At 42.7% G+C, this 21390-nt stretch carries 13 protein-coding genes; 4 read left to right on the plus strand and 9 right to left on the minus strand.

Translation table 11 applies throughout. From position 1 onward, the window contains the following. Positions 1–21: 21 nt before the first annotated feature. Complete coding sequence (locus tag J2T13_RS11735) at positions 22–1581, minus strand: response regulator transcription factor (RefSeq protein ID WP_429371402.1); 1560 nt, start codon at positions 1579–1581, stop codon at positions 22–24. After that, positions 1578–3359 (minus strand): sensor histidine kinase, encoded by a 1782-nt coding sequence (locus J2T13_RS11740; protein ID WP_429371403.1) that lies wholly within the window; start codon positions 3357–3359, stop codon positions 1578–1580. Before J2T13_RS11740 ends, J2T13_RS11735 begins: the two co-directional genes overlap by 4 nt. A 153-nt stretch (positions 3360–3512) precedes the next feature. Between J2T13_RS11740 and J2T13_RS11745 the strand changes: the two genes are divergently transcribed. From J2T13_RS11745 to J2T13_RS11760, 4 genes are all read left to right on the plus strand, one after another. Continuing rightward, complete coding sequence (locus J2T13_RS11745) at positions 3513–4841, plus strand: ABC transporter substrate-binding protein (RefSeq protein ID WP_429371405.1); 1329 nt, start codon at positions 3513–3515, stop codon at positions 4839–4841. Positions 4842–4910: 69 nt separating this feature from the next. Continuing rightward, positions 4911–5780, plus strand: a complete 870-nt coding sequence (locus J2T13_RS11750) for a carbohydrate ABC transporter permease (protein ID WP_429371407.1) — start codon at positions 4911–4913, stop codon at positions 5778–5780. 5 nt (positions 5781–5785) lie between these two features. Beyond that, complete coding sequence (locus tag J2T13_RS11755; RefSeq protein WP_429371409.1) at positions 5786–6604, plus strand: carbohydrate ABC transporter permease; 819 nt, start codon at positions 5786–5788, stop codon at positions 6602–6604. A 195-nt stretch (positions 6605–6799) separates the two neighbouring features. Beyond that, positions 6800–8148 (plus strand): IS3 family transposase gene (locus J2T13_RS11760; RefSeq protein WP_429371411.1). Its coding sequence is split into 2 segments (ribosomal slippage): positions 6800–7184 and positions 7184–8148, totalling 1350 coding nucleotides; the frame shifts between segments, so codons are not numbered across the junction. A gap of 195 nt (positions 8149–8343) precedes the next feature. Here the strand turns inward: J2T13_RS11760 and J2T13_RS11765 are convergent. The 7 genes from J2T13_RS11765 to J2T13_RS11795 all read right to left on the minus strand — a co-directional run bounded on the left by J2T13_RS11765 (position 8344) and on the right by J2T13_RS11795 (position 21382). Next, positions 8344–9135 carry an ABC transporter permease gene (locus tag J2T13_RS11765; protein WP_429371413.1) on the minus strand — a complete coding sequence of 264 codons (792 nt, stop codon included), beginning with the start codon at positions 9133–9135 and terminating at the stop codon, positions 8344–8346. A gap of 50 nt (positions 9136–9185) precedes the next feature. Next, positions 9186–9974 (minus strand): ABC transporter permease, encoded by a 789-nt coding sequence (locus tag J2T13_RS11770; RefSeq protein ID WP_429371415.1) that lies wholly within the window; start codon positions 9972–9974, stop codon positions 9186–9188. A 3-nt stretch (positions 9975–9977) separates the two neighbouring features. After that, positions 9978–10964, minus strand: a complete 987-nt coding sequence (locus J2T13_RS11775) for an ABC transporter ATP-binding protein (RefSeq protein WP_429371417.1) — start codon at positions 10962–10964, stop codon at positions 9978–9980. 37 nt (positions 10965–11001) lie between these two features. Next, on the minus strand, positions 11002–13431 hold the full coding sequence (locus J2T13_RS11780) for a TIM-barrel domain-containing protein (RefSeq protein ID WP_429371419.1): 2430 nt from the start codon (positions 13429–13431) through the stop codon (positions 11002–11004). A 295-nt stretch (positions 13432–13726) separates the two neighbouring features. Further along, a complete protein-coding gene (locus J2T13_RS11785) occupies positions 13727–14473 on the minus strand; it encodes an HAD family hydrolase (protein ID WP_429371421.1) in 747 nt (248 codons plus the stop codon). Positions 14474–14550: 77 nt separating this feature from the next. Next, entirely contained in the window at positions 14551–20061 is a 5511-nt protein-coding gene (locus J2T13_RS11790) for an amino acid adenylation domain-containing protein (protein ID WP_429371423.1), read from the minus strand. Between the two features lie 4 nt (positions 20062–20065). Beyond that, complete coding sequence (locus tag J2T13_RS11795) at positions 20066–21382, minus strand: glycosyltransferase family 4 protein (RefSeq protein WP_429371425.1); 1317 nt, start codon at positions 21380–21382, stop codon at positions 20066–20068. Positions 21383–21390: the final 8 nt, after the last annotated feature.

A 21390-nucleotide genomic window follows, 5' to 3' on the forward strand; every position in this document is an offset into this window, starting at 1 on the left:
CTCAAACCAAATAGCCCACCCTCAGATAGATGAGGGATGGGCTATTTGGTTTCGAAATTCTGAGGGGGTCAGACCCGTTGAGGACTTAAATACCTTAGAGAAATAATGGCGGTCAATATAACCCACAATCTCCGATATATCCTTAATTGGAATTTCAGGATGATCATGGAGTAAGGCCTTCGCTTTGTTGATACGAAGATCTGTAAAATACTCCACAAATGAACCCCCACAGTAGATACGAAAAAGATTACATAAATAAGTACTGGAAACTTTAAACTCTTCCGTCAGTACCAAGAGGTTCAAGGGTTGCCCCAAATTGGCCATAATATACTGCTGAATCCGGTGGAATAACGCTTTGCCTTTCTTCTCGCTCGGTTGACTCGAAGGCTTGACTATTGATTGCAGCCAATCTACGAAAACATCACCCACTTCATTGAAATCGGCTGAGGCGAACAATAGATCTTGGATTGATTGTTCCATTTCTCGACGGATAAGTGGGTCTTGATAATCACTTAATTGCCCCATCGCATCAACCACCTTCCTCAGGTTCATTTCAATATACACAGAAGGACAAGATTCCATTCTCCACACTTCAAACAATTGTAGGATAGCCTCTCGAATCCCATGCCAATCGTTCTTTTTACTCAAATAGTTCAATGTTTTTCCCTGTATATCAGACAGCGATGTGTACTCTTTATTGTTCTCCATCTCCCTATCTTCTGGAAGCAGCAAGATGTTCAAACCGATCACCTGATGATGGTCTAGGTTTCGCGACAGTCTTCGGACTTCCTCGCGTAGCTCTGATACTTCTTTCAGTTGTGGACTGATTGCTGTAATCGCAAAAGACTGCTGGGTAGAATAGCGGTCTAGAAGATACTCGCCAATACTCTTCATCTTAGAAAGTTGGTATTCTCGCAAAGTGAAAATAAATAGTAATCCCTTCTTATTCGCATTTGGAAATAGCCAGACCTCTTCTCCCTCTAATAACATGGGCCGAATCGATTCGCAGCAGACGGATTGCATACCCATATGAGCATCATACAACAAGGGATTGAACTGAAATTCACTGCTGTTCACTGCAATAACTCCGTATGGATTAGAGGATAGCAGATTAGGATCAAGGCCGTTATGGCCTGAACTCATTCCCCCCTTTTCGATGAGCGTCTGCAGTAGGACTCCCTTACGTTGATAAAGATTGGCATTCATATGACCTAGTGTCTGTGTCAACACCTTTAATACCGCTTCAGATTCAATAGGCTTAATTAAATAGTCTACGACATTCGCTCTCATAGCTGAACGGGCATAGTCGAATGAGGGATAACCGCTTACAATAATTACTTTGATATGCGGCCATTCCTCTCGTACCTTTTGCGCTAATTCTATTCCATCCATGGCATTCATACGGATATCTGTAAATATGATATCCGGTAATACTTCTGGTATATTCATAATAGCTTTCTCCGCGCTGTAGCATTCAGAGACAAAATCAAATGCACAATTCAATGCTTCACAACAGGATTGTATGGTCTCCTTTAAGTGATATAGAAAAATAGGTTCGTCATCTACAATCATAATTCTCATTTAAGTTCCTCCTGTTGTGAGATAAATAATCCTCGAAGAGATACGACTGCCCCTCCATCATCATGGTTACCGATCGAATACGTAAAATTGCCCTTCCCTGTGAGTTTTAGTCTCGCAAGTGTACTAATGAGTCCCATGCCCCCTAATACCAAGAATTGAGATTGTTCTATTTCATTCATATCCAAATGAACCATATAGTCTTGAATTCTCTGGTTGAGCTGGATAAGTGCTTCTTCGGAAAACCCAGTACCATTATCCACGATTACAATCTCCCAACGATCTAATGTTACTTTCCCTCTAACGCTAATACATACTTGCTGAATTCCCTCATGGAGACCATGCTGGATACAGTTCTCCACAATCGGCTGAATCGTAAGTTTAGGAAACAATAGATCGCCCATCTCGGTGGGGATATCAAGCTCATAATCAAGTCGGTGCATATATCTTGTCTTCATAAGTTTTAGGTAATTCTCCGTAAAGTTGATCTCCTGTTGAAGCCGTGCCAACGATGATTCTGCAGAGATAGCATACCGCATGAATTCAGATAACTTCCGGCTGGTATCCGCTACGGAAGCAGAATCCTTTTTATCAGCCATAATCGTTATCACACCTAACATATTAAACAAAAAGTGAGGATTGATTTGCGCCTGCAGTGTTTGAAAATGAGATTTGAGCTGTAGCGTCTGGAAATGTAATTTATCATCAGCAGATTTCTTTAATCGCGCATTCATTTTTTGGAATGATCGCCGTAACGATTCAATTTCATTCATTTTATATTTATTTTCAATATGTAACTCTTGTTCATCATCCATTGTGACCCCATCCATGACATGCTTTAATGATGTGATCGGCCGGGTCAACAACTTGGCCAGTAAGTAGTAAAAAGCAACTGAGAACACAATCAGCAGAATGACGACAAGGGTCATCGCATTACGAAAAACACGTAAAGGAGCAAATAGCTCTTTCTCAGGAACAATGGTTACTACCATGAAATTTGCATCTTCTGTTATTTGTTTGACGGCCAATAGGCTATTCTCCTGAATGGTGGCATACTCCTTCTTGCTCGTCGCTAATTGAGTAAGACTTTCTATCGTCTTCGTAGCCTCGTCTATCGAACCTTCACTTGTGTAAATGACACGTCCATGATCAAGGATTACAATAGAAGCCCCCTTTATAGCATTAGACTTATCCCGGTCTATCAGTGTATTGGGCCTCAGTATAGCTTCTAAATAACCTAAATCAATTGAGCGCCATTGAAGCTTACGCATAAGTGTAAATGAAGAAGATGTACCCTTACTGGTAAGTATAACTCCTCCCTTGGTGGCATCCGCCTCATTAGCATCCGCATTGACTTGCCTGATTCTAGTACTAACCCCATCCGCACGGTTAAAGAAGAGTTCTCCATTAGCTGTATACAAATTGAGTTGGTCAATACTCTTATAGGTGTTGGTGGCAATCATCATGAAGTTATTGACTGACTTTCGCGCTTGTAATGCTATTTGCGTGTCATCCACATCCCTCATCAACGTCAAGTAATCGGCCATGGTAGATCGGTTAATATCATAGCTGTTGTAGAATTGAAAGGTCATATTACTAAACATATTAAGTTGGGATGAAAGATTGCTAGCCGTACTCCCTGCTAATTGCTCAACACTGGTGATACTGCTCTCTTTAATACTATTTTTAAAATAAAAATACATAGGAAAACTAACCGAAAGAGTTAATGTAATTAATGTCATGGAGTACACGAAGAACAGCTTGCTACGGAAACTTCTCAATGATTCTCACTCTCCTAGAGCAATCATATCAAATTTTGTAAAAGAAAGCGTTTAATATTTTCCCCCTCCCCGCGTCAAAATCACCATTTACACAATTGAATTGTAAGGGCTATCATTGCTGTATTAAGTATCATCTACTTAGGGGGAAAAGACATGAAGAGAATTAGAAGTACATTTACGGCAATTATGGTTATTACTCTCGTAACTGCTCTTACAGCTTGTGGTGGAAACAACAAACAGGAAACAAACACGGCCACTAATGGAAATTTGACTCAGACAGAGACAGTTAAAATTAAAATGCTTGGTCATACCACTTGGTTTGTTCAAGGTATGGAAGCGATCATCCCAGAAGCTAAAAAAAATGGTTTTGAACTAGTCATTGAAAAAGTACCTGAAGGCGATGATGGTGCCAATCTGATGAAAACGCGGTTCGCTACTAACGATAAACCGGACATTCTATTCTATCAGTACGGAATTTCCACTACTCACGGATTTGGTACGCCAGCAGATGTATTTGTTGCTCAGGACGATCAACCTTGGATGGAAAATTTCGATAAGGTTGCTTGGAAGAACTTGATGGACACGGTCATCGATGGACACTGGTACGGGGCTCCATACGGCGGAACGGATATGGGCTTAGTCCACTATAACAAAAAAGTGTTTAAAGAATTGAATCTTCAAATTCCTACAACAATGGACGAATTCTGGGCGGTGGCTGAAGCCATCAAAGGGGCAGGTAAAACACCCGTTTACTTCTCCGGTCAAGATCCTTGGACCGTTCAATTACCCATCCTGATGTCCACTGCTACCCAAACGGGAGCAAATCTAATCCCATTAATCAATGAGAATAAAGCTAAAGTAATGGATTGGGATGATCAAAAGGTAGGTATGGTATTCATTCAAGACGTTGTTCAAAAGGGATATGCTAACGAAGATATTCTCTCATCTACTTATGACAATGCTCAGAAAGCACTAAGCAGCGGTGAAGCGGGGATGTATCTCATGGCTTCATGGGTGATGAACGAAATCGTTGCTAAGTATCCTGAGGGAGCCAATGATATCGGTACGTTCATTATGCCTTACAAAGGAAATGGCCAAGACTTAGCTGCGATTTGGGCTCCAAAATCAATGTATATCGTAAAAGGTGAGAATCAAGATAACGCGCAGAAATTCGTAAACTGGTTTGAGCAACCTTCTGTTCAAGATACCTTCTTCTCGAATCAGGGCGGTATCCCAACGATCAAAGGTGTCACCCAAACGAAACTTACACCTGCGGAGTTAGATGCGAAGAAGTATCTTGATGAAGGTATAGCTATCGGAAATATTCCTTACCCAGTCAAGTTTAATGTGCACGGTAATTTGGCAACATACGCACAGGAATTGTTCGTCAAAGGCGGAAAGACTCCGGATCAAGTTCTTGAAGCATTGCAAAAAGATTTAGAAACAGACGCAAAAGCTCAAGGCGACCCTAATTTCAAATAAGAAAATATGATGACAAGGAAGGGAGCTTCTTACATAAAGAACCTCCTTTCCTTACTCAAGGAGCCATCTATGTTAAAAAAACAATATTACTCCTATTGGTTGATTTTCCCTGGCGCATTGGTCTTTTTCACCTTTTTTATCTTGCCTTCTCTCATGAGCTTCTACTTTGCATTTACAAATTTAGATGCGTCATTCAAAGTGACTCGATTTGTTGGTTTCGATAATTTCATTACACTGTATGAGAATCCAAGTAACTTGCTTGCACTCAAGAACACTTTTATATTTGCAATTGTAACCACCGTTTTCAAAGTATTTTTAGGGCTTTTATTAGCTCTTCTTGCTAATCAAATGTTGAAAAGTCGGCTTTTGCTACGCTCCGTCCTTTTCTTTCCAGTTATCTTAAGTTCTATTGCCGTTGCCATTGCATTTAAAGCAATCTTTCATCCTAGCACGGGTATTCTAAATGTATTTTTGAATTTTGTGGGACTTGATTCGTTAGCTATGAACTGGTTAACAGATCCAGCAATCGTCATGTTTTCCGTATCATTTGTAGAGATCTGGAAATGGACCGGACTTACTATGATGTTATTCCTAGCGGCTCTCCAATCGTTACCACAGGAAGTAAACGAGGCCGCAAAAATAGACGGTGCTACACCTTGGCAACAGTTTCGTTTTATTACCTTTCCCATGGTGATTCCGGTTGTGAATACGAATGTTATTCTTAGTGTTATCGGAGGACTTAAAGTGTTTGATATGGTTTATGCACTCACGGGCGGGGGTCCAGGTAATGCTTCAAATGTTATTAATACTGCCGTTTTTAAAGCCTTTGCCGCAGGACGTAATGGAGAAGCAACCGCAGCTAACCTTGTTCTATTCCTCATTGTATTGATAGTTGTATTAACGCTTAACAATGTCATCAATAAAGAAGCAAAAAGGTGAGTTCAATGAAAAAAACTACAAAATGGTTATTGGAACTTCTCTCTGTCATCTGCATAGCTATCATTGGTATCCCACTTTATTTTGTTATCGTTAATTCCTTTAAGACGAAGTCCGAAGCGGCTGACATGAGTCTTGCACTTCCTAGTGAATGGAATTTTTTGTCCAATATTAAGGAAGTGTTTGCATCTACAGATATTCTACAGGCATTTTGGAACACTTTTGTGATTACATTTTTCGGTGTGCTTCTGATTATAATTCTGTGTTCGGTATCTGCTTTTGTCATTCAGAGACGAGATACCAAGCTCACTAGAATAATGACAAAAATTCTTGTTGTGGGTTTAATCTTGCCAATGATGGTTATTACCACCTACTATGTCGTAGATTTCTTTCATCTGATACGAAGTTACACCGGAGTTATTTTATTATTCGTAGCAGGTAATTATGCCTTTACTACCTATTTATATATTTCCTTTATGCATGGGATTCCGAGGGAACTTGATGAAGCTGCCATTATCGATGGAGCAGGTAAATACCGACTATTCTTTGGTATTATTTTTCCGCTCCTACTCCCGGTCAATGCCTCTGTTATCATCTTGACCTCCATGAATATCTGGAATGATTTCACCATTCCCTTTTATTTCTTGAATTCAGCAGACAGTTATACATTAAGTTTATTGATCTATTTCTTTTTTGGTCAGAAGTCAGCAGATTGGAACCTAGTCTTTACTACGATCTTACTTGTATCGACGCCTGTTATCCTGCTCTATCTATTCCTGCAACGCTACATTGTCGCTGGAATGACATCGGGTGCAGTGAAGAGTTAGTAGAGTTTCCAGATGACAAGGACCACTTCGCTAAAATAATAAACTCTATGTATCCTCACAAGTAGAAACGGCAATGCCGTCCTTTTTCAAAGACTGAACTGTGACCCGAAAGATGGAGACTTTGAAAAAAGTGACCCTCTTGCGGGTCATTTGTGTTTTAATCGAACTAATGGATAAAAAAACGGGGGAAAAGCTATGAACAAAACGCGAGGCACTTCAAAGATATTCAATGAAAATGAGATCAGACAGCTAGAGATGAATCCAAATGTGGAGAATGTGACGGAGAAGAGTATTACGTATTCGTCTACATTTAAGCTAGCTGCGCTTAAAGCCTACAAGGAAGGTCAAACTCCAATGGAAGTTTTTCTTGAAGCGGGATTTGACTTGGATGTTATCGGCCGCAAGAAGCCCAAGCATTGTCTAAGTCGTTGGCGTAATTCGTACAACACCCATGGAGAAGCCGGATTACTTGAGGAGCAACGAGGAAAAGGATCTCCCAGCAGAAAAGTAGCAGGAGAACTTTCTACGGAGGAAAAGCTTAAGCGTGCGGAAGCACGAATCAAGTTACTAGAGATGGAGAACGACTTTTTAAAAAAGCTAGAAGCGCTCGAAAAGCAGAAGATGCAGAGGAAACGTTAACGTCCTCCGAGCGCTTTCAAATCATCAACCTTACCCTTCGTAAGCATGGCCTACAACGAATGACACGTTACCTGTGCAGGTTAGCTCGTGTGAGTTTAAGTGGATATTACCGCTGGCTTTCGGCTGAGGAATCCAGGCAACTACGTGAGGAGGCAGATGAGCGTGACATTTGGCTTATTAAGAAACAATTTGACGCTTTAGATGGCAAGGCTGGAGCGTTGGTCGTTAAGATGTGGCTTGAACGAAATAATGGGATCATCATGAACCACAAAAAGATCCGAAGATTAATGCAGAAATATAGGCTTGTTGCCACGATTAGACAAGCGAATCCCTATCGTAAGATGGCGAAAGCCACACAAGAACATTTAACCTGTCCTAACCTATTGAAGCGTCAATTCGACCAGGGAGAGCCTGAGAAAGTCCTACTGACGGATATTACCTATTTGCATTATGGAAATGGACAATGTGCTTATTTATCTGTGGTGAAAGACGGAGCTACGAGACAAATTTTAGCCCACCACCTCTCTTCATCATTGGCAATGCCAATTGTAGAACGAACACTTGAGAAACTAATCGAGCGACTGGACGGAAATATTCATCCGGAGGCACTTTTACACTCGGATCAAGGAATGCACTATACTCATCCTAAATTCCGACTTCTCGTACACAAGGCGGGGTTTATCCAGTCCATGTCACGGAAAGGAAACTGCTGGGATAACGCCTCCATGGAGAGCTTCTTTGGTCATATGAAGGATGATTTGGAGTACAAGTCATGTATGACCCTCATTGAGTTGCGAACAAGGGTTGATGATTATATCGCCTACTATAACTCCGAACGATATCAATGGGCATTAAAAAAGATGACTCCCGATGAATTTAGGAGTCACCTATTAACTGCCTCTTAAAGGTCTTTTTTTCAAACTTTCCACAAATACGGTCACAGTTCAGACAGCCCTCGTGGCTGTCTTTTACATTCATATTATTAAAACCACCAAAAAAAATAGTCTCAGAAACCTAAATGTATCACTAGATCATATCGTCTAATAATCCTCACTAAGCGAGAGAATTCTAATTCATATTTCCAACACTCTTTTTGCTACCTAACTTCCTGTACTTGTGAATGCCCGAAGCCCTCTGTTCCAGAATAAGTAAGCTATCGTTACGCTAACAACGGCTACCACAGGCGTCCACACAGCAATGTGTCGGAATCCTGATTGATCTATGAAAAAAGCTGCGGGATAGAAGGCTGTGAATCCATATGGAATAATCCATGTAAGCACAAATTGAATGCCTTTACCGTAGATACTCATCGGATATCTGGCGAATTCGCTTGTTCCTTGAACCGCGACCATAATCGGCAAACTATCGACCATCCAGAAGGAGAAAGTTGCAAAAAACAAGTTAACCGCCATGAAGATCGCCGCACTGGACAAGATCATCACTATGAGTAACAGCACATCGGTAACGGCCCAATCTATTCCCAAGTGAGGTGCCGCCGTAAATAGTACAATCAGTCCAATGATGAAACTCCCCACGCCATCCTGCTGCACTCGATCAGCAATCAGTTGAAACAGAACATTCACCGGGCGAATCATCAACCTATCGAAATTTCCAGGGCGGATATACTGCCAGCCAATCGTCCACAAATTATCGAAAAAAATATGTTCGATCGACCTGCCTTGCAGAGCAATCGCATAAATAAACAAAATTTGATAGAACGTCCAACCATGAAGAGATTCAATCTGCTCAAATACAATGGTAATGAACAAGAGTGATGTCCCTTGGATCAAAAATACGGAGAAAACGCCAATTAAAAAATCAGCTCTATACTCCATCATGACCTTCAATCGAGCTTTGAAAAACTGCCAATACAGTTTACTATAACGTCTCACGGTGTGGACACTCCTCTCTCATAACCAACGACGATATCCGTTCCCACTCATTAGCCTCCGAATATGGTTACTTTACGAATAGCTAGAGACCATGTTAACCGGATGATTACAAAAACTAAGATTAACCAGAATATCTGCACTAGAAGAGCATATAACGCATCTAGCCCAGAGATTTGTCCGGTATAGATGGACACAGGAACATAAATCATATACTGAAAGGGAAGAAATCTACTTGCCATTTGAAGCCATTCCGGGAACATCGTAATCGGTAACAGTCCACCTGAGAAGAACAAAATAATCGCATTGCGAAGCATTCTCAATCCCCATATATTGGTCAGCCAGAAAGCCATAATTCCGACAGCCAGGTCTAGCTGAGTGCCGATTAGAATACCTAGAAGAGCACTAAGCAAAAATAATATAAAATCTGTCCAATGATTCGGAGTGTTGATCCCCATGAATAAGTAGGCAATAATCAGCAAGGGAACGGCTTCCCGTATCGTCCCGGAAATCTTATCACCGAGATCAAGAGCAACCAATTTATCAAGCAGATTATAAGGCCGCATAAGTTCAATCGCCACGCTACCATCTCGAACGCTATTGCCCAATTGAGTACCTACTCCTGCTAAATAGTTGTTGAGCACCATAGCCAGAACCACATACGTAATCATTATATCCAGCGGCATGCCTTCAATCGTTGTCCTGTTCTCATACACCGCATGCCAAAAGGCATATATTATCAACATGCGTAGGATCATGGATGCCGTCGACGACCAATACCATCCGCTGTAGGCAGTATCAATCTTGATCTGAGATTTCATCATTTCCCAGTATTTTCTCATCCTCTATATACCCCGCTCGTATATTTCCTGTACGATCGTTTCTATCTTGGGATCTGCGATCGTCAAGTCACGGATTCGATATTCCTTCATCACTTCGGTAATTACATCAGCTGCCGTAATGACATTATTACTAAAAGAGGCACTAATCGTGCCATCTTCACCACAGCTGAAATCAACCTTATGCATGAGAGACTCGGGTAGCTGGAAAGGTGCCTCCGAATCCAGTTCAAAATGAATAACCCTCTTATTTCCAAAATGGTCCTTGATCGATTGTACGCTACCATCATAGAGAATCTTACCCTCGTCAATGATAATAATCCTGTTGCATATTTCCTCGATGTCCTGCATGTCATGCGTCGTTAAAATAACTGTCGTTCCCTTGGCTTGATTCATTTTTTTGATAAACTCGCGTATTCTCACTTTGACCGTGACATCCAAACCAATGGTTGGCTCATCCAAGAACACAACCGGTGGATTATGTAGGAAAGCCGCGGCCAACTCACAGCGCATCTTCTGCCCAAGTGACAGCTGTCGCACGGGTATATTAAGTAACGGTTCCAGCTGAAGCACTTCAGTAAATATCTTGATTGTCTCTTGATATTCATGCTCTGGAATTTCATAGATATGCTTGAGCAGATCGTAAGATTCAAGAACAGCGATGTCCCAGAATAACTGTGATCGTTGTCCGAATACAGCACCGATATTCTTAGCATTTTCTTTTCTTTCTTTATAGGGAATCACACCGTTGACCGTAACATTACCGCTACTTGGAGTCAGAATTCCACACAACATCTTGATCGTCGTGGATTTACCTGCACCGTTAGCGCCGATGTAACCTACCATTTCTCCCGGCCGAATAAGCAAGCTAATATCGTCAACGGCTTTCTTGACTTCATATTCACGATGGAATAATCCCTTAATTGCTCCTGTTAGTCCTGGCTTCTTCTTGACAATCCGATAATGCTTACTTAATCCGCTAACCTGAATCATAGTGATCCCCCTCTTTACTCATACCAAGTCACCCATCTTATTTCACAATGATTTCATTCGATACTCCTGCCTTCATCAACACGAAGGTTACATCTCCGTATTGATCTGTGCCGTTCGACCATCCTTCACCGGATTGGCTGTTTAGCGTGTTTAGATCTTTAACCTTAGTCAATGGTGTTAAGTTCGTAGTTACACTCTGTCCAGCGCGCCCATGAATCTTGACTAGATAATATTTCACTTCTGGCGTAAATGTCCCTTCTCTAGCAGTGGTTCGGAATGTTACTTGACCGTTTTTCTCCTGTGTTGATAATTGCTGACTGAAATATTCACCTGTCTCGTAGTTATACGTAGCTCCGTCATCATCGTAATAGATGAATGATGTCTCCGAGGCATCTGGGAACACATCGACGGTTAAGAGTTCAACCTTCTTCTCACCAATGTAATTCATCACCGATTGTGATGGAATGATTGCTCCCCTCTTAATAAATAACGGGATATCTGACCACTTCTCGAGATCAACCTGATGCGTTATCGTTTGCCCGCCTTGATACACACCTCCGTTCACATAATCAATCCAATCCCCTTGTGGTAAGTAGATAGATTTAGAAGCTTCTTGGCTCACCACAGGGGACACAAGCAGCCAATCACCGAACATCCAAGACTCAACAAGATTCTCCACTTTCCGATCTTGCGGATAATCGAACACTAGTGGTCTTACTAATCCGATTCCCGTATTATAGGCATTCGCTTCATAGGAATAAATATACGGAATAAGTTGATAACGTAGCTCAATTGCCGCCTTTGCAGCTGCCTCGGCTTTATCTCCAAAGTACCATGGCTGACGTTGCATATTCTGCTGAGCATGAACTCGGAAGATCGGCGTGAACGCACTGAACTGCATCCAGCGTGCATAATTATCAGGCTCTGGATTTCTCTGGAATCCACCTGTATCCATCCCCCATTTGAATTGGCCAACATTAATCGATGACAACATGCGTTCCCGCTGATTCGCCATCGTCTCAAATCCTGACTGAATATCTCCTGACCATAGCCCATAAGCATATTTCTGTGCCCCAAGATAATAGTTCCGATTAAGTGACCATACCCTTTGATCCGAATAGTTCCGTTGCCCCTCATAGAGCCCCTTCTGCATGTTGATGAATTGCATCGTTGTATACCCCTCATCTGCTTCGTCGTTCCAATACCCGATAATGCCTGTATCAAAGGCTTTCTTCGTCTGGTCGAAATACCACTTGCGGACTTCTTCCATATCGAAATTAAGATCGTTTACAGGTTGTTTAGAGAAGTAATCGAAATAATTCGCCTTGCCCGGCCACCAGAAGCCGTGTTCAGTCGCATAACGCCCTTGCTCGGTATTCACATGAATACGTGGTTTAAAAATACCGGTAAGCTTGATCCCCATCTGATCCATCGTCTGTTGTAATTTCCCAGACGATCCACTCGGGAATTTCTCCTCGTTCCAGCGGAACTCTCCGTATTGATCTTCGCTCCATGCCTTCCAATCAAAGTCGAGTGTAAAGCTATCAATCGGAATCTGCTTCTGGCGGTAGGTAGATACGTGCTGAAGAAGTTCCTTCTCATCAATGCCCCACTCACTGTTCATGAAGCCCATCGCCCATTTCGGAAATAGCGGCGGTTTCCCGCTAATATCAGCCACTGTACTCATCATATCCGCTGGCGTTCCCACCATGACGTAGTACTGAGCTCCTTTCTTGGAAGTATTCTTGAAAGAAACCACACCTTCATTGTTGTAATACCTAGCGTCGATCGTATCTACCAGTAGACCGTATCCAGCGCTGCTCCATACTAAGGGTGCTCCAGGATGACCTTGGCTTCCGCCCCGTACCACTTTGGTATCTCCGAGCAGTATGCCTTCCTCTGAACTTTCGGAAGCATCATATCCGCCGATTCCGTATAAACGATCCTTTGGATCATGTGTAAACTCTACTTCAGATTTTAATGCTCGTAATAAATCCGGCTGTTCAAGTAAAAGCTTGTTCTTCGAATCATGAACGGTCAGGCTATGTTTAACTAAATCTATTGTGACTTCCATCCGGTCGGTTGAGATGATGATGGGATTTCCACGGGTGTCCATTGTCGCTCCTACTGGAGTAAACTGTCTATTCGCAACCACCTCGGTATCGGGTTCTGCCACCCCGTCTGGATTCACCTGTACCCTTATCGCATCCGATTGAATGACATCAACCATAATGACTGTTGTTCCTGCCTTCAATTCGACATGATCCTTGCTCGCCGCTGCGACAACCAATTCTTTACCCACCGACGTGAGCGCATTTACGACTGTAGATGCCTCTGTATCTAACGGAGTAGAACTAACCTTGTATGGACCTATTTTGTTCACAATTACACTTGCTCCGACGATTAATAGAATAACTGCTAGTGAGACCCCGATAAGCGTCCGCTTGTTCTTTCCCCATCGCTGCATCGTTAATTCCCCCATTAAATATTAGTCTGATCTTTCAGTTCAAAATTCCAAAAGTGATGTAATCAAATGGTATAGCCCCATCAAGTGCAAACGTTACCATAATAGACTATATCTTACCAAACATAGTTAAAGTCTAGTTAAAGTTGGAAACCCTTCTGAACAAAAAGAGCACCGTTCAAATGAAATATAGGTTCCATTATTTAGGATAAATACATCCTTATATATACCACAAAGAATGCCTATTTTGCTATAATTTTTAAAGCAATGAACCCTGTTTATATTCTTTTATTAAGATTTATACTATTTCCAAGATCCTACGAAAGTTTCCGTCCCAGATCTGATATTTACAATCCACCTTTTGTGTATCTGGAGAGCAGTTGGAATGGTAGTAACATGCATCGATCCCTATGCGTTTGGCACCCTCAATATCTGTTGTCGCATCATTTCCAACCATAATAGCAGAAGACAAATCGACCTTAAACGTGTTGACAAGGTAATCGAAGAACAGCGGATCTGGCTTACATATCCCCGGATTAGATGAGATTGCAATGCCATCAAACAAGTCAGTAATGCCTAGAACACGCATTTCCGCTTCCACAAATGTTTTTTGTCCATTAGATAATAAATAGATTTTCTTATTCTGTTTCTTTAATATGCATAATGTTTCTTTAACACCGTCATATAGCTTCAACCGACAAATAGACAACTGTCTGAACCAACGCACGGTTTCCTCAATCCAATCCGCTCCTGGCGAGTGGCCTTCTCGAGAAACAATCGTTTCAAATATGTTATGAATATCTATTTCTGGGAATTGACATTTAACAGACGGATTAGAAAGTTGCCGAGATACTTCTTCATGATACTGCTCTTTAAGTGCATCCTGCTCTATCACAAAACCGCTGTATAGGAAATGAAAACTTAGTCTTTCCCATAGTTCAGGTGTTCCCTCATCTGTTTCAATATCAATTAGAGTTCCATATAAATCAAAAATATAAGTATTGTACATACCGATGCCTCCGATTAATGAGTGTGTGCTGGCCATCTCATACCCATCCCGATTTAGTCAAAATGCCTGCACAGGAATAATATCCCATGCAGGCATTTTCTTCAACTCTAAATCTACACTTTAAGCGTGCTACTACTTGAGTTAACTTTCTTCTTAACGTGACTATCAAGTCTTGTCTGCAAGGAATCTATATCCCCCATGATTGAATCGGGAACAGCATCATCTAAGTAGTCCTCCATATGACGTAATGGCTTGAAATTAAATCCGATGATCGACCAGATCATCACTAGAACCCCTACGCAGATGATCAGTAAGCCAATACCTCGGCCGGGACCCACACCTAGGATAGGCCCAAGCGTACTGGCAAGCACGCCTCCTTGATTCATTGCTGCACCGAATACCGAATCAGCGAGTAGCCCAGCTATTAAATAGCCAATCGGCATACTAGACATAGCAATCATCTGATTGGTAGCCAATACCCGTCCTTGAAGTTCCAATCCAACTTTGGACTGGATGAGGGATTGCCAGTGTGTATTCACGAGTGTAACGGAGAACCAGATGCCGAAGATCCCTACGGCAGTAACGAAGACATCAGGGCGAAGTCCAGCAACAATCATAGACAGCCCTTCTAGAATAACAAAACCAACCATACCTGTAGCCATACGTTTCGTACCACCCCAGATACTCATCAAGAGTCCGCCTACCATGGCTCCAATGGCACCTGTCATTGTAACCGTTGCAAGATCTCTTGCTGAACCGAATGAAAGAATAAGGGGTTGAATGAGTACAGTCGCCAAACCGAACAGAACATTTCCTACAAAGAAAAATGCAATCATATAGAGCATACCCGGTCTTCTAATAATAAATTTCCAGCCCATTAGTACTTCCTTAGCGAATGACTCCACTCTTCGATGGAATAATGTATTCGGGAATCTTACGATAGCCAGTGTAGAAATGGCGATCAGAAAGCTAAAGAAATCGAGTATAAATATATTAGTCATACCGATCATGGTATACAGCGCTACACCCACAAGCGGTGCAATCATCTCACTCGTTGAAGTAGCTAGTTGAACAAGACCGTTAGCATGACCCAAATATTGCTTCGGAATAATTTGCGCAATAGCTGCCATGAATGCAGGTCTGTGGAAAGAACGGGCGATGGAACCCACAGCTGATGTCACGTAAATGTGCCATACTTCAAGGGAATTCGTAGCCATGAGTATCGCAAGCACAATAATAGGTATGGCCATCATCACATCACTGAATAACATAACGAGCCGCCGATTATATCGGTCAACGATGGCACCTGCAATAGGCAAAATAAGTATACCTGGAATTAATGATGCGGATGAGATAGCTGCGAAATCCGCCACAGACCCCGTTTGTGAGAACACCCACACACCAATAGCAATACCTGTTAGTCCTGAGCCTAAAATCGACATTAATTGCCCCAATATAACGGTAAAGAACGTTCTCAGATTCGGAACAGTAACTCGTTTCTGTGGTGGGGTCAACTCCTCTATGCTGTTAGACGAATCGTCTTTTGCTTCAACAATGTCACTGATCCACCCACTCAATTGATCTGCCTGATGCTTAATAAAATAATGACCTGATTGAGGGATCACGACGAGATCAACCTGCTCACTGAAATAGTCCCATTCCTTGTAGCGTTCCTCATAAAGCTCGGTTGCCTTGTCCTTCTCACCAATGATGCATGTAATCGGACAACTTAACTTCGTCAATTGATGATTAGCATAAGCAGAGGTATAGTAATTCTCGCTTTCTCGTGCATCATGTCGTAGGCAACGTATCATGAAATCTCGCTCATCCTGATCTTCTACTTCTGTAAATCCGCCCAATGCCTTCAGGAACGCATGATACGATTTATTGGACATGCTGCGGTCAGATGGGAATAGCTTGGAATAGAAATCGAAGAAACGACCCGGAATTCGGGCGATCGGGAAAGTGCCCCCCAGAAAGACACTCTGCAATGGATAATTCTCATCATCCAACTGTCTAGCGATCTCAATCGTTAAGGCCCCACCCACACAGTGACCGTATAGAGCGACCGGTCCCTTGATCATCTGTTTGATCTGTTCCACACACAAACGTGCGACTTCCTCGATCGGAAGTAACGCTTCATCTTTACGACTGTAATCGTGACCAGGAAGATCCATCGCATACAAGTCGATATGACCGGGCATTTGCGCAGCGAGAGGTTGATACGTAATCGCACTTCCCCCAGCGTAGGGGATACACACTAATGACATATCTGGTGCAGTCTGTGCGGGATGTGTTGTTAATTTATGGAGTAAATGATGATCCGACGCTTTTCCCTGATCGATGTATTCCGCCAAGGAACGAATCGTTGGTTGTTTAAAAAAGTCCATAATACTAATCCAATCGCCTAATCGCCTTACAACCTTCAGCGCTTTGAATGATTCTCCGCCCAATTCGAAGAAGTTGTCATCCACTCCGATCATATCAACACCCAGAATGTCTTTCCATACTTCCCATATTCTAATTTCAGTAGCCGTTTGTGGCTGTGCGGCATTAGGATCCGCCACCTTTACTGCTATTTCCATAGCTGCCAGCAGGTTTATGTCTACCTTACCATTCGGGTTTAACGGAAGAGAATCCATTGGGATGATATGGGTTGGGATCATATACTCCGGCAATTTATCTTTAAGCTTCTTCTTCAGCTCAACGTGCGGATTCTCCACCTGTTCAGCTAGGTCGAACACAGCATAAGCAACAATTTTCTTCTCATCGTTACCTACATCCTTCAATAAGACCACAGCATCTGTTACGAAAGGAAATGAAGTAATGACAGATTCAATCTCCCCTAGCTCAATTCGATAACCACGTATCTTAATCTGACGATCCATCCGTCCTAATATTTCAACGGCACCATTAGGCATATAGCGAACACGATCACCCGTTCTGTACAGCCGCGCATCTTCATCCTCTACAAAAGGGTTAGGAACGAATCTTGTATCGGTAAGCTCTTGATTGCCGAAATAGCCCCTTGCTACACCAGCCCCACCAATAAGTAATTCACCCGGTACCCCTATAGGAACAGGTTGTAGGCGAGTATCTAGAATATAACGTTGTACATTTCCAAAAGGATACCCAATCGGCACTGTGTTGAAGGGATGTGCATGCAAATCGCCCTTGATCGGATAAGCGAAAGCCGATACGGTCGTTTCCGTGGGTCCATAATGATTCTCTATCATCACATCTGGTCGCAGTCTGTTGATCTTCCGAACGGTCTCCCAACTTAAGCCTTCACCTGCAAGAATTAATATCTTGTGCGGAATCACAAGTTCAGGTTGAGCGGCTTCCATCAGCACTTCAAAATGACTTGGCACAACCTTCATCACATCAATTCGGTTGATCCTGAAATACTCAGCAACGCCATCAGGATCACAGGACAGATCATAGGATAAGACATGTAGTGTGCCTCCGGTACATAAAGCTCCGAACACATTGGTTGTACCGAGATCTGCCGCAAAGGTTGAGGCCATAGCATAACTTAATGGCTCCTGAATACTTAGATGCTTAATCAATCCCTGAATATAGTTGTGGAATTGCTGAAGTTCAACAGCAACCCCCTTGGGAGTGCCCGTCGTACCTGAGGTGAACACAATATACATGAGATTGGCAGATTCCGTGTCCAACACTGGATTATCGTCACTAAGCTGTTCTAACCGTAGTCTCTGTTTAGCTTGATCAAGCTCGACGACAGCAACGGCTACCTGTTCAAGCTGAATGTCCCCCGATAGCTTGCTCTGCGTAAGAAGGATCTGCATACCCGACTGTTTAATCATGTAAGTCAGACGTTCCTTAGGATAGGAAGGATCGAGTGGTACATACGCGCCTCCGGCTTTCAATACAGCTAGCATAGCGATAACAAAGTCAGCAGACCGTTCAATAAAAATGCCGACCACCTGTTCAGGTCCGATCCCTTGGGAACGTAAATAATGAGCGAGACGGTTGGCGCGCTTATTCATATCATCGTAAGTGTAGGTAATACCTTCAAATATAAGGGCAGGATGATGAGGTAACTTGGCGGCTTGCGCCTCTATACGATGTACAAGGTTAAATTCACTGTCATAATCTGCATCTGTCTTATTCCCCTCGACAAGTAATTGCTGTTTCTCTTCTACTGACATTAGGTTAATATCCGCGATAACCTGATCAGGATCGGAACATGCACGATCTAGCAGATTGAAGTAGTGTTCCAGCATCCTCTTCATCGTAGCTTCATGAAATAAATCAGTACTATACTCCACTTCTACATTATGTGCGTTAGCGGAGAAGGTCATATCAAATTTAGAGCTGTTCGTATGGGTAGAACTGTCGAACTGCAAGGGGAGCTCTTCTGAATCATCATTCCATCCCACATGCATGTTCTGTAAGATAAACATGACCTGAAACAGAGGACTATGACTCAAATCCCTTTCAATAGGAAGCAGTTCGATTAACTTATCTAACGGGAAATCTTGATGCTCTTGCGCTTCTAGGGAAATGTGTTTGATTTGCTTAACCATTTCCCTGAATGTTGATGTCTCGCTTAGATGAACTCGAATGGGAAGCGTGTTTACAAAAAAACCAACATTTTGCTCGATTTCTTCCCGACTTCGATTAGCAACGGGAGATCCGATAATGATATCGGTCTGGCCTGTATAGCGATACAGTAATACAGCATAGGCAGTGAGCGTCATCATATAAACGGTCACATCTTCTTCTTTACACCATTGTTGCAGTCGATGATAGAAACCGTCGGGCAAGGGTTGTATGATATGTGATCCGTTAGAGCTCTTCACGGGTGGCCGCGGTTTATCGACAGGTAGCTCCAGTACCGGAAGCTCCCCTTGAAATTTATCGAGCCAATAGCTCTGATGGTAGTTCAGCACTTCATCAACCATGAAGCTTCTTTGCCAAGCAGCATAGTCGGCATATTGAACGGGTATCGGTGGCAGTTCTAAAGGTAGATTACGACTAAGCGCCTTATAAGACTGCTGTATTTCATTCATGATGATGCCGAGTGACCAACCGTCACAAGCAATATGATGAATATTCAGGAATAAATAGTGTTCCTGTGAATTCAGGGTCAGCAAATGCGCCTTAATCGGTAGTTCACTCTCAAGCTTAAACGGTATCATCGATTTCTGTTTAATAAGGGTCTCCATCTGACGCTTCTTATCCTTCTCAGATAGACTACTAAGATCGAATACCTGCATGCTTAGGGGTGAGAATGGATGAATAACCTGAACCGTCTCTTCCTCCTGCACCATTTTATATGTCGTACGTAAAATTTCATGTCTCTCCACGAGTACATTGACGGATTGCTCTAATATGGCAATATTTAATTCTACTGGAATCCCGAATACACAAGGTATATTATACGATGGGCTATCCGGCTCCCATTGATACATAAACCAGAGTCGTTGCTGAGAGAAAGATAGCGGAAACTCATGGGTATGGCGGCTGTCTCGCGGTAACGGTGAAATCGTTCGATTCGGCAACGGCTTTCGAGTGGTCTTATCTTTGATTTTATCTAGCAATTGCTGACGCTTCTCTGGCGGGAGCTTGCTAATCCGATCTAATAATTCACTCAAAGCCTTACCTTCTTTCCTGGAGAACTGCTAATAACTGCTTACGCTTCTCTGGAGAAAGCGTATTGATCCGCTCTAATAGGTTATTCTTATCGCGACCTGAGGTTAGGGTGACAGGGTCAGAGGGTAGATCCTCTAGAGGCTGGGCCGTTGTGTTGATTACTTGGTGTAAGTAGGTCTCGAAGGCTGCAATGCTTAAAGTAGCGTGAAAGGTAGCGGATTTATGGTAGGAGGCTTGCGATAGACTGTGATAATGCTCTTCATCCGTGGTCAGTTTGTTCAAGGCTTCGATCCACGGTTCCAAATTCTGCTCTGGAATGACGGGGGTCGGAATGGAACTGGTAAGTACCTTTTCCTTGATATATTGTTTAATGGGATTGACAGGCAGGATATGGTCCAGGTGTAGCTTAGCCTCTGGTATTCCGCCCACATGGCTTGCAATGACCGGTATACCGCGCAGCATAGCTTCAACAATGACTTGTCCAAATGATTCACCCCACAACGAGGGCATAAGAAACACCTTGGTCTGCTTATAGATATCGTTAATATTCTCAGCAGGCTTCAGGATTGTAATATTGGGTACAGATCTCATCTCCTCAATCTCTTCATCCATTGTAGCCCAGGTGGGAATGGCCGCGAATTGCAGGTGGGGCATTTGCCGCGCTAATCCGATGAAGATCGAGAGCCCCTTAATAGCCGAAGGATTAATAACCGTTATATATTTGTTGTCGAAATCGGCCAAATACGGGAATGGGCCCGGACCATAAGAAGGAAAGTATATTACCTCTGAATCTAGACCTGCATGGGATTGAATGTAACCCTTTAAGTACTCACTGACGGAGATGATGCCGTCAAGCTTCTTATACAACTCGATCTTCGAGCGATCTTCTTCAAAGCATTCCGGACCGAAGGGTAGTGTAGCCTGGCTATGTGCGAAGAACACCGTTCTGGCTTGGGTCTCCAATACCGTCTCAAGTAACAAGTGAGTATTATCCTCAGACACGATTGTGATATCCGGCTTGAACTCATCAATAATTCTCTTAATAAACGGGAACACTTGGAACATTCTCTTAACGGTGTAGGCTTTAACCCCTTGCCTACGGATAACGAATAACTCATCTGGTATGTCCTCGAGTACCTCGAAATCATTGTCCCTAATTTTTCCTGCAAGAAAATCGTCATAACCAACAATGCCTAACGAGGGTGTAATCACCCGACATTCATGCCCTCTATCTGCCAGCCCCTCCATCAATATTCGATTTGCTTTGTGCGCGCCGCCCCAAGGATACAGATATTCCATAGACTGAACCAGAAGTACTTTCATGCGAGCTC

Origin of the sequence: Paenibacillus sp. DS2015, from assembly GCF_050433705.1 — a bacterium.
Taxonomy (GTDB): domain Bacteria; phylum Bacillota; class Bacilli; order Paenibacillales; family Paenibacillaceae; genus Paenibacillus_AQ.